Source organism: Niallia sp. XMNu-256, assembly GCF_036670015.1.
GTDB lineage: Bacteria > Bacillota > Bacilli > Bacillales > Cytobacillaceae > Bacillus_BD.
In genome coordinates this window covers 976,318-1,001,421 of record NZ_CP137636.1, presented here as the reverse complement: position 1 = coordinate 1,001,421, position 25,104 = coordinate 976,318, and the positions used below count along the sequence as shown (strand labels likewise).

General features: G+C 36.1%; 23 protein-coding genes. 10 read left to right on the top strand and 13 right to left on the bottom strand.

Annotation, left to right across the window (positions count from 1 at the left end):
* Window positions 1–141: 141 nt before the first annotated feature.
* Complete coding sequence (locus R4Z10_RS05055) at window positions 142–1,605, bottom strand: alpha-amylase family glycosyl hydrolase (protein WP_338472118.1); 1,464 nt, start codon at window positions 1,603–1,605, stop codon at window positions 142–144.
* Window positions 1,606–2,264: 659 nt separating this feature from the next.
* Between R4Z10_RS05055 and R4Z10_RS05050 the strand changes: the two genes are divergently transcribed.
* A complete protein-coding gene (locus R4Z10_RS05050; protein ID WP_338472117.1) occupies window positions 2,265–2,825 on the top strand; it encodes a DUF2777 domain-containing protein in 561 nt (186 codons plus the stop codon).
* A gap of 59 nt (window positions 2,826–2,884) precedes the next feature.
* Here R4Z10_RS05050 and R4Z10_RS05045 read toward each other — a convergent pair whose 3' ends face one another.
* Complete coding sequence (locus tag R4Z10_RS05045) at window positions 2,885–3,235, bottom strand: YisL family protein (RefSeq protein ID WP_338472116.1); 351 nt, start codon at window positions 3,233–3,235, stop codon at window positions 2,885–2,887.
* 87 nt (window positions 3,236–3,322) lie between these two features.
* Complete coding sequence (locus R4Z10_RS05040) at window positions 3,323–4,513, bottom strand: DUF418 domain-containing protein (protein ID WP_338472115.1); 1,191 nt, start codon at window positions 4,511–4,513, stop codon at window positions 3,323–3,325.
* 230 nt (window positions 4,514–4,743) lie between these two features.
* Here R4Z10_RS05040 and R4Z10_RS05035 point away from each other — a divergent pair, with 230 nt between their 5' ends.
* The 6 genes from R4Z10_RS05035 (at window position 4,744) to R4Z10_RS05010 (ending at window position 6,768) form a co-directional block, all read left to right on the top strand.
* The gene (locus R4Z10_RS05035; RefSeq protein WP_338472114.1) at window positions 4,744–4,965 is read left to right on the top strand and encodes a spore germination protein; all 222 of its coding nucleotides are present in this window, start codon (window positions 4,744–4,746) and stop codon (window positions 4,963–4,965) included.
* Window positions 4,966–5,029: 64 nt separating this feature from the next.
* A complete protein-coding gene (locus tag R4Z10_RS05030) occupies window positions 5,030–5,257 on the top strand; it encodes a spore germination protein GerPB (RefSeq protein ID WP_338472113.1) in 228 nt (75 codons plus the stop codon).
* Between the two features lie 111 nt (window positions 5,258–5,368).
* Complete coding sequence (gene gerPC, locus R4Z10_RS05025; RefSeq protein WP_338472112.1) at window positions 5,369–5,977, top strand: spore germination protein GerPC; 609 nt, start codon at window positions 5,369–5,371, stop codon at window positions 5,975–5,977.
* Window positions 5,974–6,147: a spore gernimation protein GerPD gene (locus R4Z10_RS05020; RefSeq protein WP_338472111.1), complete on the top strand. Its 174-nt coding sequence runs from the start codon at window positions 5,974–5,976 to the stop codon at window positions 6,145–6,147. The genes gerPC and R4Z10_RS05020 overlap by 4 nt, the downstream gene beginning before the upstream one ends.
* On the top strand, window positions 6,147–6,536 hold the full coding sequence (locus R4Z10_RS05015; protein ID WP_338472110.1) for a spore germination protein GerPE: 390 nt from the start codon (window positions 6,147–6,149) through the stop codon (window positions 6,534–6,536). Before R4Z10_RS05020 ends, R4Z10_RS05015 begins: the two co-directional genes overlap by 1 nt.
* Window positions 6,537–6,549: 13 nt before the next feature.
* Window positions 6,550–6,768: a spore germination protein gene (locus R4Z10_RS05010; RefSeq protein ID WP_338472109.1), complete on the top strand. Its 219-nt coding sequence runs from the start codon at window positions 6,550–6,552 to the stop codon at window positions 6,766–6,768.
* A gap of 37 nt (window positions 6,769–6,805) precedes the next feature.
* Here R4Z10_RS05010 and addA read toward each other — a convergent pair whose 3' ends face one another.
* The 5 genes from addA to R4Z10_RS04985 form a co-directional block, all read right to left on the bottom strand.
* Entirely contained in the window at window positions 6,806–10,576 is a 3,771-nt protein-coding gene (gene addA, locus R4Z10_RS05005) for a helicase-exonuclease AddAB subunit AddA (protein WP_338472108.1), read from the bottom strand.
* Entirely contained in the window at window positions 10,563–14,048 is a 3,486-nt protein-coding gene (addB, locus tag R4Z10_RS05000; RefSeq protein ID WP_338472107.1) for a helicase-exonuclease AddAB subunit AddB, read from the bottom strand. The genes addA and addB overlap by 14 nt, the downstream gene beginning before the upstream one ends.
* A 328-nt stretch (window positions 14,049–14,376) precedes the next feature.
* Window positions 14,377–14,931 carry a signal peptidase I gene (lepB, locus tag R4Z10_RS04995; RefSeq protein ID WP_338472106.1) on the bottom strand — a complete coding sequence of 185 codons (555 nt, stop codon included), beginning with the start codon at window positions 14,929–14,931 and terminating at the stop codon, window positions 14,377–14,379.
* Window positions 14,932–15,003: 72 nt separating this feature from the next.
* Window positions 15,004–15,627, bottom strand: a complete 624-nt coding sequence (locus R4Z10_RS04990; protein WP_338472105.1) for a TVP38/TMEM64 family protein — start codon at window positions 15,625–15,627, stop codon at window positions 15,004–15,006.
* A gap of 100 nt (window positions 15,628–15,727) precedes the next feature.
* Window positions 15,728–16,678, bottom strand: a complete 951-nt coding sequence (locus R4Z10_RS04985) for an LCP family protein (protein ID WP_338472104.1) — start codon at window positions 16,676–16,678, stop codon at window positions 15,728–15,730.
* 432 nt (window positions 16,679–17,110) lie between these two features.
* On the opposite strand from R4Z10_RS04985, the gene R4Z10_RS04980 reads away from it, so the two are divergent.
* A complete protein-coding gene (locus R4Z10_RS04980; RefSeq protein ID WP_338472103.1) occupies window positions 17,111–17,485 on the top strand; it encodes a hypothetical protein in 375 nt (124 codons plus the stop codon).
* A gap of 93 nt (window positions 17,486–17,578) precedes the next feature.
* Here the strand turns inward: R4Z10_RS04980 and R4Z10_RS04975 are convergent, their stop codons facing one another.
* On the bottom strand, window positions 17,579–18,151 hold the full coding sequence (locus R4Z10_RS04975; protein ID WP_338472102.1) for a competence protein ComK: 573 nt from the start codon (window positions 18,149–18,151) through the stop codon (window positions 17,579–17,581).
* 237 nt (window positions 18,152–18,388) lie between these two features.
* On the opposite strand from R4Z10_RS04975, the gene R4Z10_RS04970 reads away from it, so the two are divergent.
* The gene (locus R4Z10_RS04970) at window positions 18,389–18,625 is read left to right on the top strand and encodes an IDEAL domain-containing protein (protein ID WP_338472101.1); all 237 of its coding nucleotides are present in this window, start codon (window positions 18,389–18,391) and stop codon (window positions 18,623–18,625) included.
* Window positions 18,626–18,956: 331 nt separating this feature from the next.
* Here the strand turns inward: R4Z10_RS04970 and R4Z10_RS04965 are convergent, their stop codons facing one another.
* The 4 genes from R4Z10_RS04965 to R4Z10_RS04950 all read right to left on the bottom strand — a co-directional run bounded on the left by R4Z10_RS04965 (window position 18,957) and on the right by R4Z10_RS04950 (window position 23,370).
* Complete coding sequence (locus tag R4Z10_RS04965; protein ID WP_338472100.1) at window positions 18,957–20,222, bottom strand: M48 family metallopeptidase; 1,266 nt, start codon at window positions 20,220–20,222, stop codon at window positions 18,957–18,959.
* Window positions 20,223–20,315: 93 nt separating this feature from the next.
* Window positions 20,316–21,110, bottom strand: coding sequence for an ABC transporter ATP-binding protein (locus R4Z10_RS04960; RefSeq protein WP_338472099.1), 795 nt, complete (start codon window positions 21,108–21,110; stop codon window positions 20,316–20,318).
* Window positions 21,111–21,161: 51 nt separating this feature from the next.
* Window positions 21,162–22,151 (bottom strand): ABC transporter permease, encoded by a 990-nt coding sequence (locus R4Z10_RS04955; RefSeq protein WP_338472098.1) that lies wholly within the window; start codon window positions 22,149–22,151, stop codon window positions 21,162–21,164.
* Window positions 22,152–22,371: 220 nt separating this feature from the next.
* Entirely contained in the window at window positions 22,372–23,370 is a 999-nt protein-coding gene (locus tag R4Z10_RS04950) for an ABC transporter substrate-binding protein (RefSeq protein WP_338472097.1), read from the bottom strand.
* Between the two features lie 619 nt (window positions 23,371–23,989).
* Between R4Z10_RS04950 and R4Z10_RS04945 the strand changes: the two genes are divergently transcribed.
* Window positions 23,990–25,087, top strand: a complete 1,098-nt coding sequence (locus tag R4Z10_RS04945) for a Xaa-Pro peptidase family protein (protein ID WP_338472096.1) — start codon at window positions 23,990–23,992, stop codon at window positions 25,085–25,087.
* Window positions 25,088–25,104: the final 17 nt, after the last annotated feature.

The following is a 25,104-nucleotide window of genomic DNA, read 5'->3' as shown; positions in this document are numbered from 1 at the left end:
CGGCATTTACTTTGTCGCTTTAGTGATACTTACATTTATCTTCTTCTTTACACGTGAGGAATCAGGTAATCAAGCTTAATGATATTTAAACATACCAAAGTGCCAGGCACCCCCTCGGAGGGTTCCTGGCACTGATATTTATTAGACTTGTTGTTTGCGAGATTTTCTCCAAACTAAGTATAAAAATACTCCAAATAAAATGGGTACTAGGGCAGTAGCGATTATAAAGGACTTATTCAAACCTGTTTTTTCTTGCAATGTGTAGATTTCCGATTCATCTCGATTAATCGTAATTGCGTACTCTTTAGAATTACTACGAACCAAATCCCCTTTTAACAGCCCTCTTAATTCCATGTCATGACTTAGCTTCTCGGCAGGAATGGAAGCTGTCTGTGTTTTTGTTGTATTATTAATAGCAATAACGATAACTTCATCTTCATATTCCCTTTTATGAATAGAAAAGCCGTCTTTTTCATACAAAACTTCCATGTTCCCTCTAGTAAGTGAAGGAAGTTTCGATCGGACATCCCCTATTTTCGTTATATAATCCATTAACTCTGGATCTGTTCGAAAATTCATTTGTCGAAGATTATCCGGTGTTCCCCCACCATCCAAGGCAATCTCACTGCCATAAAACACAATTGGAACCCCTGGTGTTGTATAGAGGAAAGTTAATGCCTGCTTCCAACGAGGACCTGGATGTTCATTCTGTTCAATGATGAGTCTCGTAAACCTGGACATTTGTTCATTATCGATATAAGTTGCCATAGCATACGGATTGTGAATACTGTCAATTTGTGAGAACAACGTTGTAAAAGAGTGATCAGGTTTATGAAAAACATTTCTTAGTTCTTGGCTTAACCTATAGTTTGTAAATCCATCCATCCCTATTTCTAAATAGCCATCAGCATTTTCAACTTGGGATTCCCACATTAGATAAAATGAAGCCTTCATTGGTTTAATATTTTGTGAAAATTCATACAAAAACTGATTAGAAAGCCTATCTGCGGAGAGAATCCGGTAGCCATCAAGTTCCGTTTCTTCTATCCACCATTTTGCCACATCAAAGATATACTGACGGGCATCTGAATTTTCTAAATTAATTTGGAGCATATCGTTATCAGAGGTCACCAACCATCCTTGTTTTGTAGAATCGTTCCTCCAAGGGTGATTAGGATCAACATTAAAGACAAAGTCTATCACCACTTTTAGATCCCGTTTATGGGCTTCGTCTATTAATCTCTTAAAATCCTCGATTGTACCAAAATGTTCGTCGGTTCCATAAAAATCCTTCACTCCAGCCCCATAATAATCACCATCTGTCTGATCAAAAACAGTTGATAATAAAATGGTTGTAAAACCCATGTCCTTTATGTAATCTAACTTTTCAATGATTCCTCTAAAATCTCCTCCATGATAAGCATTAGGGTCATCCATATTAACATCGAAATCATTGCTGTGATCAGCATTATAAAAACGGTCAATTACAATGGAGTAAATCGTTTCATCCTGCCATCTCCGATCCTGTGTATCATTGGCTCCAACTGACATACCATTTGTTAGAAGTAATAATAATAAAATGATGCTAATAAATACTTTTTTCACATCCATCCTCCATATCCCCACTTAGATAGTATATTAAATGATTTTTATTCGCTCTTTTTAGAGTAGCCTTTTACAAAAAAACCGTCAATAAATATACTATTACTTTAAAATTTTCTGCATTTATCTAATACATACAAATAGACCGCTCGTAAACTCTTTTTCATCTTGCTTAGGCGATTATAGTACTTCAGTGTCACAATCGTTATTAACAGAATATTCTACCAGTAGTATCCCTTATAATAAAAGTAACATATAGCCTATGCTTGTTATCCCGAAATGGTTATTTGTCTCGAAACTAAGGGATTGTGTTTAAAACTGTGGCATTCTGTCTAAAAATAGATAATGCATAATTTTATCAGACTTAACGGGCAGTAAGCCCCCCATCTCAAGATTCTGAGTAAAATAAAAGAAGTTAGGTGGGAGATCAACTGCCCGTAAAGCTCCGATTGGTGAAATAAGATTTATCTTTGGGCTTTAGCCCTTAGATAAATCAATCAGGCTCTGCGTGACTAACCATCAGTGGGGGATGAAAGAAAACCCCCACTGATGGAAGTTTCACTTTATCGAACAATACCATGGTGTTTCTGAAATTGATCTGTCTAAAATGAGAACAAGAATGACATCATGGAATTTCTTCTGTTTGGAGGTGTTTTAAGTCTTTGAGAAAGCAACAACGTAATAAACTAATCCAACATCAGCAGCGTGCCTTTACAGAGGGAACTGTTGAATATATAAATGAGCAATGGGTGTTTTTTGATGAGGAAACAGATGAGGCCACACTTTTAAATGCTTGGTTAAATGAAGAAATTGAAGTATACGTGTATAATCGTTGGCGAAAAGGCTTATTAAAAAATGATGGCATGATTGGATTTAGACAAGAAGACTATTACTTAAAAGATAAAGATTTAATTCGATTTCGTAAACGTTTAGTCTACTCGTTAGAACAATTATTGGGTGAAATTAACGATGATGCCTTCTGTCAATTTATCGTCAATTTAAATTCGTTGCACTTTTCAATTTATGATTGCATTTATTGCTATAATCATTTAAACTTTCTTACCGAAAGCAGTCAAAAAAGTGGTGTTAACTTTATTGTCTTTGATAATGGAGACAACATTTGCAGTGTTCAACATCACTTCGTTTATTATGAGACAAAGAGTGATCGTTTTGAGTTCACATTAAGTTCGGGGAAACGAATGGTTATTGAAAAAATCGGCTAAATAGATGCAAAGAGTGCGAGAGATCTTCTAAGAACCGGAAGCTCCCTCGCACTCTTCTATTAAGACCCAATATAAATTCCCATTGGAAGAGAAAGGCCTAAATAAATAACAGCAATTAATCCAATAATTAATAAAATCCACGCAAAACCAGCTGATTTTCCTTTTTTCGTTAAACCTAAAACCATTTCCAAGAAACCAATTACTAGCACTCCTAGTAAGGCCTTAACTCCATAGCTTCCGGTAATCCCAGGTAACAACATCACTCCTGTTACAATAATTAAAACATAGAATAATCGCAAAATCATTGTAACAATTTTATACGGTCGTTTATTATCCTTCTTATGTAGTGAAATCGCCACAAAAAATAAAATTAATGCAATAACCCACGTTGTAATATGTGCATGTGTCATTTTTTTCCCCTCCTCAAGAATATTCAGTTTTATCTTAACACAGCCAATTGGAAAAACCTATTCAAATGATGGATACCTTGCCTGCTATTACTCTCCTTTTCTAAGAAATTTTTGTTTCTTCCAATAAGTAAAATTTCTCCATCCCCACTCTGCAGGGCCATAATAATAAAACTTTAACCACAGTCTGCTAAGCAAAATTTGACCGCTATAAATCATCAGCACAAGAAGGGTTCCAAAAGTAACCGAAACCTTTCCATATAACCCTAATCCATAACCGTAGAAAATCAGTGTAGCAACAATTGATTGAAACAAATAATTGCTGAAAGACATTCTTCCTACATATGCAAAGTTTATCATCCCTTTCCTGATCCCTTTCTTCTCTGCTAGTAAAGCAATAACTAAACCGTAAGCTATTGCTAAAAGTGGACCTCCAAAAAGGTCTTGTACATAACTAGTTGCCAAATTATTAGTCAGGATATAAGGTAGGATTTTCAGCAATCCTCCTAATATAAAAGCAATCAAGAAGATGATCGTAAATGCCTTCTGATGTTCTCTAACCCGCTCCAACCATTTAAGCTTAGCAACCCCAGCACCAATAAAAAAAAGCGGCAATAAAGTGAATAGCTGTGTGAGGAGCCCAAACAGATTATTACTGTATGACCAATCGGCTATTCGTTGTCTTGTTATTTCTAAAAAGCTTCCAGTTTGATAGACTTCGATTGACTGAGAAATCAATGTCGGTTTAGATATAGAAAAATCTGTTGCTCCCATGATAAACATCGTAAAAGCAAGCAAACTAAATAGAAATAAGTTTGGCAAAAGATAAAAAATACTTCCGATAATCAGCATCCTTTTTCCACTTAATTTTATAAAAAAGAGGAAAATAAAGCCTAGTAGCGCATAATTAAATAAAATATCACCGTGCCAAATCAAAAAAGCATGGGTTAATCCAATGATTAATAACAAAAACAGTCTTCTAAATATAATTGGATAAAAGTTGATCCCTCTTTTCCTGGCTCGATCCCATGACATGACAAGTCCATATCCGAAAAGCATTGAAAATAATGGATAAAAACTCGCCCCAATAAAAATATCTATAAACATATAAACCCATTTGTCAAAAGGTTCCTGCCACCATTCTAAAGGTTCTATATACAATAATGGTGAATGAAAAGACAACATGTTTACTAAAAAAATACCTAATATAGCAAGTCCCCTTATTATATCTAAAGAAACCATTCGATTCTTTTCTAAAATTCCAGCTGTCATTCCCCTCATAATCAAACCCCTTTTAAAGATAACGATCACTTATTTTATTTGTCTAAGCTAAAGAAAAATCTTCGTTTCATTTGATTTTGCATATCAAGAATAAAAACAGCATATTTATAAACAAACTAACCCTACAACAAAATTCACCTTTTTTCCATCGATACATACAATATAAAAAACTGGGCAAAGTCCAAGTGTTTCATATTTTATCTTAATTAATAACATAAAGGGTGTAAGTAATGCCAGCTATTGTAGGTGTTGTTCAAGTTATAAACGTCAGTTCTGCTGCTGTCTTTCATATCGGTGATACGTTTAAAATATCGGCTCATTCTAATGCAAAAACCTTTGCCGGAGCTGGTTCCTTTAATACAGGTGATCAGGTTCATTTACAAAACTATCAAAGTGCAACAAATACATTTGATCAAGATAATATGGATCAAGGCAATTACTTTAATATTTAGATTTCATTTCTTTCACAAAATCTCCAACCTCTTCATCATACAAAAAATAAAGTGGTGATTTTTAGTGAATCTCTACGTTCAACAATCGATAACCATTCATTTCTTAAAAGTTAACAGTGTAACAAATTCCTCCGTTTTACAAATTGGCAGTGCAGGTATTATAAAACCAGCCACCAATTTATATAACACCGGTGGATTTACAGGAGCGGCTCCACAAGCACAAACACCGATACCCATAACCGCTGGATATCAACAGACAGCACCACTGGTTCCATTAACCCCAACAAGTTAAATAAAAGTCGGTGTTGCACGACATCTCATTGGCCTTTCTCAAAATCCAAGATGACGATTATTCCTTTGAAGAAATTATCAATATGAATAGAAAGCATCGTGAGGTGAAGATATGAATCAGGATATATACCAAATAATCCAATCCATGCAAACTTATATGTATAGCCAAGATCATCTAATACGAGGAATGCAAAAAAAAATCAAATCCTTAGAGAAGCAAATATCGGAACTTCAAAAGCGACCTTCCGTTCATATCGATCGCATGGAATATAAGTTTGATCAGTTAAAAGTCGAAACCCTGGAAGGCACTTTAAATATCGGGCTCAACCCCTCTGACTTGCAAGGTATAGAGGATCTTTCAGTACCTAACGGAAATGGAAAAGGGCCTCCTGAACCAAAGGAAAGAATGTCTATGTTTACAGAAGTAGAAAATTTGACTAACCAATTTCTCGATGAAAATCTCCAGTCTATTGTTGCTGAAACTTGCCAGCAATTACAATATAATGTTGACGAAACTTATCACGACTTTATTCTTCAAGATATTAAAAGACAGCTTCCTAATCGAATTGAAGCTTATTTAAATCAACCAATGAGAAATGAACAAACGAAAGAACAACAAATAGAATCGATTGTTGAACAGTTAAAGACAGAAATTCAAAATGGTGTTTTAGTCTTTCTTCAACATTTACCCCATAATATGAATGGAGAGAAAAAAGAATGAATTTTGAAGTAGTAAACCGTGATATTTGTGTCGGTAATATTACCGTACTCGGTGTTTCAAGTTCCTCAGTTTTAATGGTCGGTGATACCAATACCATTCAACTTACTTCTCTTTTCGATACTCCGCCTGAATCATTAATTATCGGTCCATTTGTACCTTTGGGACTCTAATGTTAGCTAGAATTTCGAAAGTCGACAACGTTAAGGTCAAATCAGTCATTTTCGGTTCTTACATCCAAATTGGCGATTCAAACGAAGTGAATGGTTTGGCCCGTGTTCTTGCGGTACAAAGACAAAGGGAAGTATTTTATAGTAATGAAGGCGATTTTTCTCTTTTTAATATTTATTCCTATTCACTCCCACTGCCACCTATCAATGAACCGATCGGGATCCATACAACTTCACCAAACCCTATTATTAAAGTGGGATCCATCGATGTAACTGCGATGAGTACATCAGCCTTTATGCATATTGGAAATACCGAACATATTCGTATGGAATCTAGAGTTTTACACATTAGGCAACTCGAGACGATTGATGAACCGATGAACCCTACTTGAGAGGAGGATTATTATGCCTGCATTTGTTGGTCAGACACAAATTGTTAACATTGGTGGAGGAAATGTACAATTTGGTGATGCATTAAATATCTCACCTAAAAGTAATACAAAATCAACTTTAGGTTCAGGTGCTGCAAATACTGCCGGATTCGTCATGGCAAACAATGGAATAAGTGCAACCAATCATTTTGATACAAACTTAATTGACCAACCTAACGTTGGAAACAATTAAAAAAAAACGGTAGGAGAGTCTACACCTACCGTTTTTCCTATTCCAATTTTAAAAGATGAGCTCCGTCAAAGAAGAACAAATATCGTTCAGCTACTTTTCGTTTATATATTTGTTCGATCGCTCTAGTATATAGTTCAATTTGTACTCGATAGCGTTTCTCTAGAATCGGTCTGGCTTCTTCAAACCCGCCTTTAAACCGATCAGTTATTCCATCTGTTTTATAGTCTACTAATACTAAACCTTCTCTATCTTCAAATATACAGTCAATAATCCCTTGAACTAATACCGGCTCATCATCTCCCTTCCAGTCAGCATATGCTTCACTTGCCTTAAGAGCAAAACTGAAAGGTACCTCTCGATCTAATTTTTCCGCTGCTTTCATCCGCTGGCCTAATGGATTTCTTGCAAATGAAACAATCAGTTCAGGATTAATGACATTTTTCTGCTCTTCAGTAATTAATTCTTTACGGACCATTTCCTGTATCAATGATTCAATATAATTATGATCAAGCTCTTTTGAAAACTCGATATGCTGCATTACCATATGCATAGCTGTTCCAATTTCAGCTGGTGATAAAGCTTTTTCTTGCATAAAACGAGGTCTACTCATTAATGGCTTTTTAAATTTCTTTAAAATTTCAATTCCGCTGCCTTCATCAGCCACTTCTCTTTGTCTTTTAATTTCTGAAACAGATTGCTTCGAGCGATAGGAAGCAGCACTAGTAAAGGGATATTTCCATGATAACACTTCATTAATATCCTCTTTAAAAGGAGATGTAATTGAAATCGGCTTTCCTTCAGTGACTTTTTCTAACCATGTTTCATCATTTTCATCCATTTCTTCGATTATGTTAATATCTGCAGGCTTCAAGATATCGACCTTCCAACAAGATGGATGCTGGAGAAGATCCTTTGGAATCATTGAGGATGGTCGAGCATTTTCACCTAGCAACAAATGGCAATCCCGATGGCGAATGAGTGATGGACCTACCCAATCGAGATAACTGCCTGCAGCAGAACGATCATAATCATTCAATAGCCATTCATGATGTTCAAGGGTATTTGCCCATTTCTCCAGATTCTTTTGCAGACTTTTAACAGATGCCAATAAATATAATTTCTCTTTTGCCCTAGTTAAAGCAACATATAAAACACGCATTTCTTCTGCAAGCAACTCCATCTTTTTCTTTCGTTTAAAAGCAAGCTGCGGCAAAGAGGAATACGTAATTCGTTTATCTACATTCACATATTTAGTGGCAAATCCAAATTCTTTATCCAACAGATAAGGTTTTCGTAAATCCATCGTATTAAAACTACGACCCAGACCTGCAATAAATACGATTGGAAACTCTAAACCTTTACTGCTGTGGATCGTCATCATACGAACTACATCTTCTTGTTCTCCTAATGCACGCGCTGCTCCTAAATCATCCCCACGCTCCTGCATTCGTTCAATAAACCGGAGAAAGCGAAACAATCCCCGGAATGAAGTTGCTTCATACTGGCGGGCACGATCATATAGTGCTCGTAAATTCGCTTGCCGTTGTTTACCACCCGGAAGTCCTCCCACATAATCATAGAAATGGGTATCCCGGTAAAGTTGCCAAATTAAGGCGGCTAAAGAGTCTTGTCTTGCCATAGAACGCCAATTCTTAAGCAGCATATAAAAAGGTTTCACTTTATCATAGACAAACTCGTTATTCCCAGTATGTTTTTGACGGCAGAAAGAGGATAAAGCATCATAAAACGAGCCGTTTTTTTGATGTATTCGGATTAGCGCCAACTCATCCTCTTGTAACCCCACAATCGGTGAACGCAATACCGAAGCTAAGGGGATATCTTGAAATGGGTTATCGATGACTTTTAACAGCGACATCATAATCGTTACTTCTGTTGCTTGAAAATAGCCTGTTGAGAGGTTTGCATAAATTGGAATGCCTTGCTGTTTAAATTCTTCCATAATTTGTGGAGCCCACGTCATTGAACGTAATAAAATGACAATATCTCGATACATGACAGGTCGAGCAGTATTCGTTTTTGGATTATAAACCGGGCTCTTGTTTGCAATCATGTCTTTAATTTTGTTCGCCATTACTCTTGCTTCAAGTTGGGACTGTTCCAATTCAATGACATCAAAGGTTGAATCTTCCTCACTCTCAACCGGTACTTCATCACTTTCTTCTTTTTCAAGATCAACTAACAGCAATTCAACAGGGAATGAATCGTCCTCTGGATAAGAAGCTCCTTTTACGAGTTCTGCCTCTTCGTTATATTCTATCTCCCCAACAGTTACTCCCATCACTTGTTTAAATAAAAAATTCGTTCCAGCCAATACCTCTTTCCTACTACGGAAATTACGGGCTAAATCGATTTTCAACCCTGTATTTTCACCTTCACTAGTAAATCGATTATATTTTCCGAGAAATAAATTCGGTTCTGCCAATCGAAATCGATAAATTGATTGCTTTACATCGCCGACCATAAATTTATTTCCTGTACTTTCCTCTTCTTTTGACACTAGTTTGATAATTGCTTCCTGTACCATATTGACATCTTGATATTCATCTATTAGTACTTCTTTAAATGTATTTCGATAATGAAGGGCTGCCTCCGAAGGTACTAACTGCCCTTCATGTTTTGTTAATGGATCTTGAAGGATATCAAGACAATAATGCTCTAAATCTGCAAAGTCGACTAATCCTTTTTCGGTTTTCAGCTTGTTAAACTTATCCGAAAAAGATTGAACTAACCGCACTAATGTTTCAATTAACGGTTTCATTTCCTGCATATCGTGAAGAAAACTTTCTGGTTTACGATTAAACAGTTCTTCTTGTAATGCTTTTAACTTTTTCTTCGCGTCATCTCTTAGTTTCTGGGCCCGCTCGATTAATGACTTATCATATTCATCACCTTTACAGGTTTTGGCCCGCGAAAACGACCAGGTTTGGATTTCATCATATAAGGCATTCCACGATTCCTTGCTTGCAGCTATCATCGTATCAATGATTTTCAAATCATCGATGAAGTTTTCGGCCCGCGGTGCTGGACCCCCTGGTTGCTTTGTTAAATTCAGTCCCGTCTCTAGTAATCCTTTAATCCCTTCAAGCTGAAGCTTCACATCAAATAGTAATGCTTCAATAAACGGCAGCTCTTCAAGCTTTATTACATTTTCAACTTCATACATATTGATAATGTCTTGTAAGTAACTTTTTGGTGAAGGGTTTGAACGGGCAAAATCATATAGGTCACGAATGATATCCATTAACGCAACATCACTTCGATCATTTGTAAAACTGTCTACCAATCTGAAAAAGTCTTCATTATTTGGCTTCCCATACTCCTCTTCAAATAACTCATCTAAAACCTCATCTCGCAAAATCTGGGCTTCTGTTGAATCAGCAATTCGAAATCCTGGGTCAATATCAATTAAATAATAATATTTTCGAATCACATCTAAACAAAAGGAGTGAATCGTTGAAATCGAAGCTTTATTTAATAAACTTAACTGTTTTCGTAAATGAGCGGAAGTTGGATCATCATTGATCGCCTTTTCTAATGCTTCACTAATACGATTTCGCATTTCAGCCGCTGACGCGTTTGTAAAGGTAACGACTAATAGTTCATCCACATTAATTGGATTTTCCTTTGAAATGACTTTATTAATGATCCGCTCAACCAGCACAGCCGTTTTTCCAGATCCAGCTGCAGCCGCTACTAATATATCCTGACCACTTGCCATTATTGCTTTCCACTGGTCATCTGTCCAAGTTGCATCTTCTGGTTTAGGAGGAATTCTATTTGTCGTCATTATCTGCAACCTCCTTCTCCATCATTTGAATTGCTTGATCTTTAGATCTTGGAACAAGCAAACGATATTGATTTTCCTCCATCGAGTCATCGAATTGACAAAAGGATTTAAAACTACAAAATGTACATGGGGTCCGATCTTTTAACTTATAAGGAGAGATGGCTACATTGCCTTCTGTAATCGCATTCCCCGTTTTAACATATAAATGGTGTAAGTACTCGCTAATTGTACTAAACTCTTGCTTACTAGCAATCTTTGATTGTTTAGAAAAGCTTCCGTCTTTATTCATTTTTGCGGGAACAATATTAGATGTTGATCCGGCATCCAAACTTAAATCCATTAATTGGACGGCATTTTCTTCACCTAAAACAAGTCCATTCATTTTAAACTTTTTAAACAGCTCATTTTCAATATCTTCTATCGTCATAATTTTCTTCGCATTTAGCATTGGATTATGCACATGGAAATAAAGGACACCTGCAGGTATGGCTTCTTGCCCAATAAGCTCCTTGGAATGATGAAGGATAATATCCAAATACGTTAGCATTTGCAATGCAACTCCATAATAAACTTCAGCAAGGTTGAGCTCTTGGGCACTTGATTTATAATCAATAATCCTTAAATAAACACCATTTTCATCCTCTGCTTTATCGACTCGGTCAATTCTGCCTACAAGCTGCATATTTGTTCCATTGCGCAATTTAAACGTTAATGGCGGCAATTCCTTTTTCGGTCCGAAATCAACTTCTAATCCTACCGGAGTAAAGCCGCTGGCCTTCGCATGCTCACTTAAAATAATCGAAGCCCGAGTAATGATTTGCTGGAGCTTTCTCATAATATAAGCGTGACGATTGGAACTTAATAAAATTTCATTCTGCAGCTTTGGAGCTAATATTTCTACTGCCTCTTTTGCTAACCTTTCAGACTGTTCTCTCGTTAATTCAGACCAAGATAATTGACTGTCCATAACGGTTTGGGCAATATGCTTTAAGGCAGAATGGAAAAGCTCTCCTATATCTGGCGCCTCCAAACGAAACATTTGACGTTCGCGAAGCTTGAGGCCATGATGAGCAAAATGAGAAAATTGACAGCTGTGAAACAGCTCCATTCTTGAAACACTTGCTTGAATATGATCTCCATAAAGTTCTTGACTCAACTCGTTCGGTAATCGCTTAGCTCCATTTTTATAAGTTAAACTAGATAGCACCCTGAGAGCTGTCTCTTTCTTTGGCCCTTCGACATACCAGTTATAAACATCCCACCAAAAGTCTGCTACAGGATATTGACGCTTTTTCATCTGCAGCTGAGATGTTAAATAGGATAGACTTCTATTTTCATGAGAGATATAGGATAATTGATCTACCTCAATCGTTTCATTTGGATCTGTCATATAAACAAGCCTTGTGTAATTCGGGAATAAGTCTTGGATTCTTTTAATATAAAGAGAAGGCATTAACGCATTTCCCTCTTCATTAGCAAGTGGATAGCTAATGTATAGTTGATCCGATGGAGTCGTGAACGCCATATACGCTAGAAACTCTTCATCTAGTAATCTAGATCTGCTTGATGGTGCAATTTTTAGCCCACTAACAATGATTTTCTCACGGTCTTCATCAGCCAGAATTCCATCATCTGTGAACTTTTTTGGCAGGACCCCTTCATTCATTCCAATGACAAAGGCAACCTTTACACTAGATAATCTGGATTTTTCTAAATCACCTGCTAACACTTGATCCATGGCAGGTGGAACAAGTGAGAATCGTAGCGATTCTAAACCAGCCTCCATTATTTTTAAAAATGCAGGTAGAGAAATGGATTGATTCCCTAAAATTTCAACAAATTGATCGAGAATGTCAATAATTGCATTCCAAGCCTGATCATGTTCTCGAGCTTTAACAAGATTGCCTTTTTCTTCTTGGATCGTTTTCCAGCTTTCCAACTTTACAGGAATATCTAATTCCTCGATAAACAAATAAAGAGCTTCTCCCAACTGACGGCCACTTTCAGCTTTTTTCAATCTTCTTGATAAGCGAAGAATTGGTGCTGTAATCATTAAACGTAATTCATTTAAAATTTGTTCGATCTGTCTTTCCTTATCCGTTTGTGCAACATTTTCCAATTCTAAACCACGAACTCGGCGATACTTCCATCGCTCCCTTTTAATCCACTTATCGCCTTTGATCCCATAGGCTAATACGTAATTTTCGAGAAGATCCATTTGTTCCCGTAGCTTTTCAACATTTTGGCCAAACGGGAATAAGAGTTCTGTTTTTATTGCTCGAAATACGGGTTCATATCGCCAATTACTGTTAATTATTTCAAGGACAGAACGTATAAGTTCAACTAATGGATGGTGTAACATCGTTCGTTTTTGATCAATAAAATAAGGAATTTCATAATCACCAAAAATCGTTTCGATTATTTCTTGGTAATCTTGACCATTTCTCATCAGGATTGCAATGTCACGATAGCGATAATTTTCTTTATAAACAAGGTGTCTTATCTGCCGAGCAACCCCTTCAATTTCAGCCCGGCGATTTACAGCCTCTGCCATATAAATTGAATGGTCGCCATTGTACGTCTTGGCCGGTCTTGTGTCAAAATAAGCTTCAAGATGCTGTAAAGCAGAATTTCCCCATCTCTTTTGTCCTTTTAATCGCACTTCCTCAACTGGCAATTCATTCACTTTAGCCATTTCAACTAAGGTTCTAAAATTCTCACCTGTTAGACGGAATAAATGTAAGTCATCAGGTCCTTGACCGTAAAATGGTTTATCCAATGTTAAGGTAATAGTTACTTGGGGGCAATGTTTCATTAACCCTTCAATGATCATATATTCTTGCGGCGTATAACCATGAAAGCCGTCTATATAAATTTCAGCTTCTTTCAGCAATTTCGATTCACCAATCTTCTCTGATAACAATCGAAAATAATCTTCTGAGTCAATATATTTATTCGTTAGTTCTCTTTCGAAATTTTCATAAATAAGCTGTAAGTCATGAAGCTTGTCTTTTAAGACTTTACCGCTGTATTCATTTTGACCAACCTCTATCAATTCTTGAGGCTCTACACAATAACGTTTAAATTCAATTAACATTTGCTCCATTTGATTAATAAAACCGGCTTTGTCTGCCGTACGTTTGTATAAATGCAACTCTTCTTTTTTATCCTCAATTATTTTTTGAATTAACATACTGATTCCCGTACTATTCAAGTGATAACGACTAATTCCGCCAGTTTCTTGAAGGATTTTCCACGCAAGCCTTGTAAAAGAATAGACTTGAGCGCGGATCATTCCACCTAGTTCAGGCGTTTGCACTAATTGATATTCCGATAAAAAAGTCATTTGGTCTGGCACAATATATAGTATTGGATTTCCTTGCGGATTCTCCATTAATTTAGCTTTGATTTCATCGAGACAACGGGTCGTTTTTCCACTTCCAGATCTCCCTATGATTAGACGAACGGACATGTTTCTCCCCCTTTCAGGTTTGCCTTTTTATCTTATCATATTTTAACAAGCTCTTTTATTATCTTTTCGGTATTATTATCTTCCATTTAACAAGGCTCTTTTCTCAGACATTGTTGCTTATAGCATGAAAAATAGGATGTTTGATCTATTTTTATATTGTGTATCAAGTTTTATCAGAAGAGAAAAGAGCTGCAAAATGAATTCAAAGCCCGGAAAAAGCTATGTCCACGTTAAATTTGGCCTTAAAATTTTAACAACAAACTTTACGAAAACAGCCTTTAACAAAAAAAAGATTCGCACGTCACGAATCTAAAAGCCAAAATTGTTATTAAAACGTTACCTCAATTTGATCGATGGGCCAATAACGTAGATCCACCTTTCCAACAACTTGATCAACAGACACAAACCCAAATTCACGGCTATCCCGACTACCAAGCCGATTATCTCCCAGTACAAAGATATGATCTTTAGGTACCGTTTCTTTACCTGTCATTTCTAATAAAGTAAAATCACCGGTTAAACGACCGCCAAAAGCCTCTTTTCGATATTTCTCTAAATACGGTTCTTTGTATTTTTTCCCATTAATATACAGCACATCATCACGATATTCCAACTGATCTCCGGGCAACCCAATAATCCGCTTAACATAGTCCTCTTCCTGATTGGCATGAAAGACAATCACATCAAACCGATTTAAATCCCCAATTTGATAACCAATTTTATTTACAACGAGCTTGTTTCCATCTTGGAGAGTTGGCATCATTGACTCTCCTTCAACTACATAATTAGAGAAGAAAAATGTACGAATAAAAACGAAAACAACCGTTCCGATCGCAAATGCCTTTAACCATTCAATCCCTTCTTTTTTCAACTCCTCTTTCATATGCATCACACTTTCAATAGATTTTTGTAGACAAATGACAAACTGCAACTTTCTATTAATCGTTTTTCTGCATTAACCTTCTTGTCGCCTTTGTACTTTTTCTGCACCTTTATTTATCTTTACTTCGATTCTCTTTCCAACATACCAAAGAATAAAAATAACCACACCGACAATAGCTGTTCTGAATGGTTGGGTTAAAAGAGATTGAATATCATGTCCAATAAAGCTCACTGTAAATATCATTACAAACTTTCCACTCAGGACCGCCAACATATATTGTTTTCTACTGATTTTTGAGAGACCAGCTACAATATTGACAATGGCCGATGGTGTAAATGGAAAACATAGGAGAATAAACAGAGGGCCAAACCCATGACGTTCAACCCACTTCATTAATTTTTGAACTTGTTTATGTTTTGTTAAAAAGTTCAAAGCTCGTTTACGACCGTATTTTCTCACAATCCAAAAAACAAATAAGGCACCTATACAGGCTCCAACCCATGAAAAAATAAATCCAAACCAAAGTCCAAAGGCATTTGCATTAGCCATAACAAATAAGAACAATGGCAAAAATGGAAAAAATGCCTCAAGCATCGGCAATAGGATACCCGCTAAGGGACCAAACGATCGGTATTCCTGTATAAGTTCCATAATATTTTCAAGTGTTATCCAATCTTTTAATGTCTCAAATTCCATTCACAATTTCTCCTACCCTACAATCAAATTCGCAAGACAGATCCCCAGTAAATCTAGTGGAACTTTCATAAGCAGGGCCTTTAGAGGTCCTGTCCATTCACTACTTTTCTAAAAATGTTTCAATGGCCTCGCTGTTTGCTTCAAGGTCGATCCGTAATACTTCTCCGACTCCGCTAATTCTTTGTGGTTCATATTCACCATCTACGGGTATTCTTAGTGTCTCAATATTACGATTATCCTTTGTTAAATAATCTTTACCTATATAAATAATATCTGATGTATTCATGTTTGTATTCACAAATGGCTTTACGACTCCCACTAATTTGGGTAGTTTCGTTAAAGTTTGGATCGAAGAAAATTGAGCAGCTACTTCTTTTAAGGCTTTTTGTTGTCGCTCAACTCGATTAAAGTCACCCATGGCATCATGTCGAAACCGTACATACCCTAATAAATGTTCTCCATCAAGACGTTGTAGTCCTGGTTCAAGCGTAACTCCAATATATTTCGACATCGCCTTTTCCACTTCAATTTCGACCCCATCTGGAAAAGCCTCATCAATTAAATGAACAAAACCTTCAAAATCAATAATCGCATAATATTGGACGTCCACATCAAAATTTTCTTTAATGGTTTTCCGGAGTAGCTCTGGCCCCCCTATTGCAAAGGCTGTATTAATTTTATTTTTTCCATGGTTAGGGATATCAACATATGTATCACGCATGATTGAGATTAATTTGTAAGAATGTTTCTCAGGATGATATTGGGCAACCATGATTGTATCTGAGCGTGCACGATCCTCTCCTCTTGAATCGCTCCCAATCAATAATACATTTGTACCGCCATAACGATCTTTCTTTCCGTTAAATTCATATTCTATCTGATTGATATTGGTATCATCCATTGAATTTTTAATTCCCTGTATGTACTGGATAAAAACATATCCGAACGAGAGTAAGATGAGAAGAAAGAATAATAGTACAACTTTCCGTAATCTCCGCTTTTTTCGCCTTCTCTTTAATTTTTTTCTTTCTTGATTTTTTTCATATCTCATTGCGCTAGATCCCCGCCCTAAATAAAGTGAAACTTCTATCAGTGGAGTTCTTTGCCACTGATGGTTAGTTGAGGCCGGCAGCATGCTGGTCACGCAGACGTTGCCGCTGGCGTAGTTAGTCTGTGTTCATTATTTCGGAGCTTTACCGGACAGTTGATCTCTACTCAGTATCTTGAGTTGTGGATTTTACTGCCCGTTAAGCCTGAAAAATCAGATTTACTTACGTGTTCCTTTATTTTACCTTAAAAACGAAGTACCTGCGAACCAATAACCTGTTCGTCACGTCATTTTTTTCAAAACCATTGTGAAGTGAAGGGTTAAATGACCTAATACACCTGTTGATATATTTGATATGTGCACTTGAAATCACTATATATTTCATGTAAAATAAACAGAACTAATGTTCCCATTTGAGATAAGGAGGTTTTGAAGATGACTAGAATTCCTGAGCAAGATCGAAATGTTATGGAACAGGCCATCTATTTACCGATGGTACTTACCATTCTAAACCGCGACATTCAAATCGTTAACTCTAGTCCTTTTAAATTAAAGCAGCCGTACTTAGAACTAATTGAAGAAACGATGAAAACGATACAAAAGGAACTAAAAGAGGTTAAATATTATATGAGACAACAAAAGTTAAAAGTCGAGCAGATCAGTCACGATGATGCCTTTACCGGCTTTCTCTTTTTGTATAAAGGATATGAGGAGCAACATAATTACTTTAATCCAAGAATCCGAAATAAAGTTCAAGAACTGCTTAGTTTTTATTTATACAAAAGATTTTCTTCTAACTCAAAAAACTAAACATATATTAAATTTAAATATAGAAAATAAAGAAAAACAGAAGCATGCTTTATGATTCATGCTTCTGCTTAATGTTATAGGTAGGATTATCAGCTAACCGTATATCTTAATATATTCCTCGCTCTCACCATATTTGGTTATACTTTCAGAAGCTTTGGAATGATTTTTAGAACGTCTTTTGTAATCTCTAATCTTTTGCATAATCCTTGTTTGTAGTAAAGCTGCTCTTTTAACTTGACTATCAAAGGAGTACTTTGAAATTGGGAGGACAATTGACTTGTTATTATGGAACGTAACAAGTGTATTTTTAGAATCAATCTTCTTATATGCACAAATATGCTCATAGGAAATCCATGCACATTGTGGCCTACTTGGTGAAGTTGTTGGGAAAAAATAAATGGAATTTGTGGGGTCAATGGCAATCGGTATTTTATGAGTAATTCCTACTAAATGCCTAGAACCATCTTTTCTGCCTTCATAACTTGATCCATAGATGTTACAAGCGGTTTTAATTAGATCCAGCGGTTTAAAAGGGGCGTATAATTCAGATTCCTCGTCAAGCTGATATACTTTTGAATAGATCTTATCACCTTCATATTCCAAAGGGAGGACCGCGACCGTCAGGGGGTTAATTTCAAAATCCTCAATAAGTATTTTTTCATTCATACCATTCATCTCCTTTAACATATACAGGTACAATCATAGCAAACAAACCCAATATTTTCCTTAAATATAGGTCTTTATTTCTAGTAAAAACTGAAGTTTGCTAAATTGTTCACAATTAAACAGATTTAATATTTTCTAAAAATTTGTAAAATTCAGTTGATTAACGAATCATAATTTCATATAATATAAGGAAAACTCACTAAAAAGCGAGTTTTATAAGAAAACGAGGTGAACAAAATGAAAGAGAACTCAAACACTGAATTGATTAAGTCCAATGCCTTGAAACAAAAGAAACTTAAGGAGGGTTATATGCTTGATTTGTATCTTGAAATGTTTTTAGCAGAAATTATGTTAAAAGCAGAAAGGGAAAAGTTACTGAACAAAATTGATCTAGCCATTGATCAACGCAATCGAAAAAATTTTATGGAACTATCAGATCAATACAAAGAATTGACTAAACGATTTGGCACTTAGAAAGAGGAGTCAATGCACCCTATTTTCCCCTCAAGAATATTCTCCTTTTTCCATCATTCAAATCAAAATCGCCTTGGCGTGTTTGCATTCAAATTATCCGCCAGTGGCATTAACTGTATTCAGTCAGGGTGGGACCCTCACTGAATAAGTAAACCATTTGCATTCATCCCACCACTTATAGAAGTGGAGACCTCTGTACCTTGGCCAGCTGATGATACAATTTATTGCTAAATAAAGTTTAATAATTATGTAATTACAATTTCCACAAAAAAACATCCTCCTAAAACACTAGGAGGATGTTTTCAATTAATGTAGAATTTATTCCATCTAGTCATTTTTGTTTTATCTCGTACTCTTCTAAAGTCGAAATTCTTTCTAACATAGTAGGATGACCGTAACGGAAAACTTTCACTAGAAACGGAGGATTTACCTGACTAAGTCCAGCTCGAGCTAATTCTTGAAAAGTAGTTATGCCTGCTTCTGTATCTTTTGTTAATTCAATTGCATACCGATCCGCCCTTATTTCTTGATATCTTGAAATGGTATTTTCAATTGGACTTGCTACAAAAAACAGCATAGACATAATCATTAAAAATAGAGGCAATGAACGCAAATCCGAAACTGAGGAAATTTTTAGCGCTTCTCCATAGCGTCGAACCGCCCAATTCATCATCCGATAAATAAGATATAGCCCCACAATAGAGAGAATCAAGGAAATTCCAATCCCGATATAAATATGCTTTTCAACGTAATGGGCCATTTCATGTGCCATTATAAATAATATTTGTTCATGTGATAATTGATTAAGCGTAGTGTCCCAGAGAACAATTCGTGCATTAGAGCCAATGCCAGTGACATAGGCATTTAATGCATTGGTCTTATCAGCCATATTCACCTCATAAACATGATCGGCTGGAATATCAGCTTGGCTAGCCAACTCTAGGATCTTTGTTTCAAGCTCTTGATCTTTTAATGGATAAAAATCATTATATAGCGGTGCAATGACAACTGGTTGTATAAAAGTTAAAAACAACGTAAAAGGAACAGATAGAAGCCACGTATATAGCCACCATCTTTTTTCACTTTTCCTCATTAACCAGTAGAGAATCGCTACAATGACAAAAGTCAAACCAAAGTTAACCCAAAAATCAATGAGTTCTTCCTTCATCCATGAAGAAAATGTTTGGATTGAAATATGATAGCTTTTCGATAATTTATAGCTTACATAACTAATTGGAAAAGTGACAACAAACGAAATAATCGATAACCAAAATAAATAAATGGCAGTCTGTATCGATTTATGAGTTGAACTATTCTTTGCCCAGTTTTCAATAGTTCTAGATAATCCAAATAGTAGGATAAACAAATAAAATAGCCATTCAAATGGAGTTGCTAAGAAAAATAATAAATTACGGATTTTTGAATACTCTTCTGATAGCATTAGCTCTCTTCCATTAAAAAATGTCGCCGGATCTGCTCCTGTTCCTTGATATTCAAAAGGTAAGGACGTATCAGCAAAATAAAATAAATACCAATAAAAAAATAACCCATAAAGAAAATAGGCTAACATGCCATATAACCCTATTTTTCTTGCCAAAAGATCTCCCCCTTGTACAGCCCCTTATTATAGTGTAATAAAAGTGAGGACATCTTAGAACAAAAAAAGGAGCTGAACATTCTTGTCAGTCTCCTAAATTAATATTGCTCTATCGCTATTCAGTTGTTCTCCGCGAATTCTTTGGAATTCTGCTAAAAGCTTCTCAACGGTCAATTGTTTCTTTTCTTCTTTATTCGCCTGAAAAATAACTTGGCCTTTATCCATCATAATAAGACGATTCCCTAAATCTAAAGCTTGTTGCATATTATGAGTTACCATTAATGTCGTTAGACGATTGTTTTGTACGATATCTCTCGTTAAATTTGTAATCAATTCTGCACGGGAAGGATCGAGCGCAGCTGTATGTTCGTCAAGTAAAAGGATTTTTGGATCCGTAAATGTTGCCATTAACAAGGACAGTGCCTGTCTTTCCCCCCCTGATAGTAGCCCCACTTTAGCCTCTAGTCGATTCTCCAAACCGAGATTTAACGTAGCTAATTTCTCTTTAAAAAAGGCTCTTCTCTTTTTCGTTACCCCTACCCGAAGGCCTCTTCGCTTAGTTCTGGCATAAGCGATCGCTAAATTTTCTTCAATCGTCATCGTTGGGGCTGTTCCTGCCATTGGGTCCTGGAATACACGGCCGACTAATTTAGCTCGGCTATGCTCTTTCATGTTTGTAACATTTTTTCCATCAATGGAAACAGACCCAAGATCTGTAATTATTTTTCCAGAAATAATATTCATCAAAGTTGATTTACCAGCGCCATTACTGCCGATGATTGTTACAAAATCCCCTTGCTCTAGATTAAGTGTAATTTCCTGTAAGGCTATTTTTTCATCTGGCGTTCCTTCATTAAATACTTTATTAATTCCTTCTAATTGTAACAAAGGTTTCACCTCGTTTTCAGTTCAAGATCAATTTAATAAGTTTCTAATACGCTATGCTCCAATGGTACGATCATTCGTCATAGTCTGTATTCTTTTCTTTTTTCGCTGCTTTTCTTTCCGACTATCATTTATTTTCGGCAAAACTAAAGCAATAATTACAATCACTGCTGTAATGAGCTTCATATCGCCCGTATCCAAAAATTCAACACGAAGGGCCAATGCAACAATGATACGATATAAAATGGAACCACCAATAACAGCTAAAGTTGCTCTAACAACATTTTTCGCACCGAAAATCGCTTCACCGATAATAACAGAGGCTAAACCAATAACGATTAACCCAATTCCCATTCCAACATCACTAAATCCATTATACTGAGCAATAATAGCACCTGCAAAAGCGACTAGTGCATTTGAGATTCCTAATCCTAAGATTTTCAGAGAGTCTGTATCAGCCGAAAAACTACGTATCATTGTTTCATTATCACCAGTGGCACGGACAGCCAATCCAATATCTGTTCTAAGGAAAAAATCTATAGCTTTTTTCACAATAAAAACAACGACGATCATAATGATCAGAATCCCCCAAGATTTAGGAATAAAAGCCCCCAGTCCAATTGCCGACAAAACTGAGTTAATCGCATCATCAATTTTTAAGTTTTGCCAGAAGCTTGTAAGCTTCGTAATAACTGTTTCCTCCTGAAGCAATGGCACGTTTGGTTTTCCCATAATGCGTAAATTAATTGAATAAAGGGCAATTTGCATTAAAATCCCTGCTAGGAGTGCATTGATTTTTCCTTTTGTATGAAGAAGTCCAGTTATACATCCAGCGACAAATCCAACAATAAGGGCTATAAATGTCGCAATAAATGGATCTGTCCCATTAACAATTAATACTGATGCTGTTGCCGCTCCTGTTACGAAAGAACCATCGACTGTCATATCTGGAAAGTCTAAGATTCTAAAAGATAAATAAACTCCTAAGGCCATCAGGGCATAAATAATCCCTGCCTCAAAGGAACCAAATATAGCATTAAACATGTTGCATCTCCTTTCGTGAAAAGCGTAAGCGCCTTATTCAGCCCCGACAAGCACAAGACGAGTCGGAATGAAGATTGCCCTTTTGGTTTGATTTGTGATCTCTAGGGGCTAGGCGCTAAAGCTAAACATTAGTCTAAGTTCAAAACTATTCTTACAATTGCGTTCCATATAGAATAATGGGGCTTCCATAAAAGTTCGGAGCCCCATTATAATACGTTTATTATTCAATAAACTCTGCAATATCGTTCCATTCATCTTTCAATTCAATATTCATTTCTTCTGCTGCCTTTTTATTCATTACTAATTTTAGATTTTGTGGATATTGAGCAGGTAATTCAGAAGGTTCTTTTTCACCTTTTAAAATTTGAGCTGCCATAGTACCAGCCTCATAACCGATATCTTCATAGCTAAATCCATATGCAGCAAAGCCTCCGCGATTTACTGAATCTAGTTCACCAACAAATAATGGAATATCTTTCTCCTCTGCTACTTGGACAACAGATTCTAATGCTGAAACCACTGTATTATCAGTAACAATAAAAATGACATCAGCTTTGCCAACTAGTGATTCTGCTGCTTGCTTAACTTCAGCTGATGTTGCTACTGTAGATTCAACAGGCTTTTTCATTCCTAATTCCTCAGCAGCCTCTCTCATCACTTCAACTTGAACAACTGAGTTTGGTTCACCAGCGCTATAAACTGTTCCAATCGTTGCATCTGGAAAATTTTCATGAATGAATTTAACCGTATTTGGAATCGCTTCAGGATGCATGTCAGCTGTACCTGTTACATTACCACCAGGCTCTTCCATGGATTGAACAAGTTGTACTTTTACCGGATCTGTAACTGATGTAAACACGATTGGAATATCTTTCGTCGCATTTAACGCCGCTAGTGCACTCGGAGTTGCATTCGCAAAGATTAAATCAACATTATCACCTGCTAAATTAGCAGCAATAGTTTGAACGGTAGTTTGGTCTCCATTTGCATTTTGTTCATCATATTCAACAGTAAGGCCTTCTTCTTTTAAAGCTTTCTTAAACCCTTCCGTAGCAGAGTCTAAAGAAGGATGTGTGACAAATTGCGTAATTCCAACTTTGTACACTTTTTCCCCTTCCCCAGCATTATCACCAGATGTACTATCTCCACTGCATGCACTAAGTAATAATGAACCAGCTAATCCTATTGCTGCAAAACTAAAAAACTTTCTCTTCTTCACCTTTTTATCCCCCTTTAATTGTATAGCTCTCTCTCTATTTACCGCTTTTACGCTTTTGTACTGTTATGCTTTTGTGTAGTAAATTATAATATTAAAATAATATTATTTCAATCTATTTTATTAATTTTTAAAAAATTTTTTCTAAAAAATCATTGTACTAGTAACTTGAATATTCAAATTTTCTTTTTCCAGCTCCGTCATTTAGCTATGTCTATAATACTACATTTTTCAACATATCACACTATTCGATCTATTTATTTTATTATGTGGTGTTATTCGTCATTTTGGTAGGATTCCGATTATTTTAATTCAATTATTAAGGATTATTCTCTTATAACGCTGTTTTTTAGGGCATCCCCATTTTACCCTTTGTTTTTTGCTGTATTACCTTACAGATTACGCAATTTTCAGCTAGTCTCCTTATTTTTACGTTATCACTTTACCAATAGGTACAATATTTATCTCATTCCTGAATTATAGTTCTTAATTCCCCTTAGAACATGCTTAGTTTTCTTTTGCCCTAGTATTTCAGTTTTTTTATCCCCTTTCATATCTAATTTGAAAGGTTTACAATGACATTAATTAAATGTAGTGGCCTATAGAATAAGGAGGTAGCTTGATGAAACAAAGATTGGAAAAGTTATTGCATTGGATGAAGGAAAACGGAATAGACGTTACTTTTCTTACGTCCACAGAAAATGTATTTTATTTAAGTGGTTTTTATAGTGATCCGCATGAAAGGTTGCTTGGTCTACTGTTATTTCAAGAGGCAGAACCGTTTCTTGTCTGCCCTGCAATGGAAATAGAAGATGCTAGACGCTCAGGCTGGAATCATGACATCATTGGCTATACTGATATTGAAAACCCTTGGGAGCTTATTAATAAAGCCATTTATTCAAGAATCTCAAAAGTCTCAAAAGTGGCGATTGAGAAGGCACATATGAATGTTGAACGCTTTGAGGCCATTGGGTCAATCTTTCCTAGCGCTATATTTACTTCAGCCGAAGAAAAATTACAAAAGCTCCGCATGATTAAGGATAAAAAAGAAGTTTCAATCATTCGAGAAGCCTGTAAGCTAGCCGATTATGCAGTAAAAGTCGGTTGTGCAGAAATTAAGGAAGGAAAAACAGAATTAGAAATTGTTGCTGCTATTGAATATGAATTAAAGAAAAAAGGGATTACAGACATGTCCTTTGCAACAATGGTGTTAACTGGAGCAAACGGTGCGTCTCCACATGGTACTCCCGGAATGACGAAAATTCAAAAAGGCGACCTCGTTCTTTTTGACTTAGGAGTCATCGTTGATGGATATTGTTCAGATATTACCCGTACAGTGGCATACGGTGATATAAATGACAAACAAAAAGAAATCTACGATACAGTGTTAAAAGCACAACTAGCAGCCATTGAAGCCAGCAAGCCAGGAGTCACCTGTGCTAGTCTTGACCTAACGGCTAGGAATATAATTCGTAATGCGGGATTTGGAGATTACTTCCCCCATCGGCTCGGTCATGGTTTGGGAATTGGAGTTCATGAATACCCTTCTTTAACTGAAACAAACCCATTAGTATTAGAACCTGGAATGGTTTATACAATTGAGCCAGGTATTTATGTTCCAGGTGTGGCAGGTGTTCGAATTGAAGATGACATTCTTGTGACTGAAGATGGAGTTGAAATTTTAACGAAGTTTCCAAAAGAACTTCAATTATTCCTATAAGTCAAAAATATTTTCCT

Coding starts and splice junctions, on each gene's coding strand:
- addB (WP_338472107.1), bottom strand. CDS start 14,048: ATGTCCGTTCGTCTAATCATAGGGAGATCTGGAAGTGGAAAAACGACC.
- R4Z10_RS04955 (WP_338472098.1), bottom strand. CDS start 22,151: ATGTTTAATGCTATATTTGGTTCCTTTGAGGCAGGGATTATTTATGCC.
- R4Z10_RS04990 (WP_338472105.1), bottom strand. CDS start 15,627: ATGGAATTTGAGACATTAAAAGATTGGATAACACTTGAAAATATTATG.
- R4Z10_RS05040 (WP_338472115.1), bottom strand. CDS start 4,513: ATGAGGGGAATGACAGCTGGAATTTTAGAAAAGAATCGAATGGTTTCT.
- R4Z10_RS05010 (WP_338472109.1), top strand. CDS start 6,550: ATGCCTGCATTTGTTGGTCAGACACAAATTGTTAACATTGGTGGAGGA.
- R4Z10_RS04970 (WP_338472101.1), top strand. CDS start 18,389: ATGAAAGAGAACTCAAACACTGAATTGATTAAGTCCAATGCCTTGAAA.
- R4Z10_RS05015 (WP_338472110.1), top strand. CDS start 6,147: ATGTTAGCTAGAATTTCGAAAGTCGACAACGTTAAGGTCAAATCAGTC.
- R4Z10_RS04985 (WP_338472104.1), bottom strand. CDS start 16,678: ATGAGATATGAAAAAAATCAAGAAAGAAAAAAATTAAAGAGAAGGCGA.
- R4Z10_RS04945 (WP_338472096.1), top strand. CDS start 23,990: ATGAAACAAAGATTGGAAAAGTTATTGCATTGGATGAAGGAAAACGGA.
- R4Z10_RS04975 (WP_338472102.1), bottom strand. CDS start 18,151: ATGAATGAAAAAATACTTATTGAGGATTTTGAAATTAACCCCCTGACG.
- lepB (WP_338472106.1), bottom strand. CDS start 14,931: ATGAAAGAGGAGTTGAAAAAAGAAGGGATTGAATGGTTAAAGGCATTT.
- R4Z10_RS05035 (WP_338472114.1), top strand. CDS start 4,744: ATGCCAGCTATTGTAGGTGTTGTTCAAGTTATAAACGTCAGTTCTGCT.
- R4Z10_RS05020 (WP_338472111.1), top strand. CDS start 5,974: ATGAATTTTGAAGTAGTAAACCGTGATATTTGTGTCGGTAATATTACC.
- addA (WP_338472108.1), bottom strand. CDS start 10,576: ATGACGACAAATAGAATTCCTCCTAAACCAGAAGATGCAACTTGGACA.
- R4Z10_RS05045 (WP_338472116.1), bottom strand. CDS start 3,235: ATGACACATGCACATATTACAACGTGGGTTATTGCATTAATTTTATTT.
- gerPC (WP_338472112.1), top strand. CDS start 5,369: ATGAATCAGGATATATACCAAATAATCCAATCCATGCAAACTTATATG.
- R4Z10_RS04980 (WP_338472103.1), top strand. CDS start 17,111: ATGACTAGAATTCCTGAGCAAGATCGAAATGTTATGGAACAGGCCATC.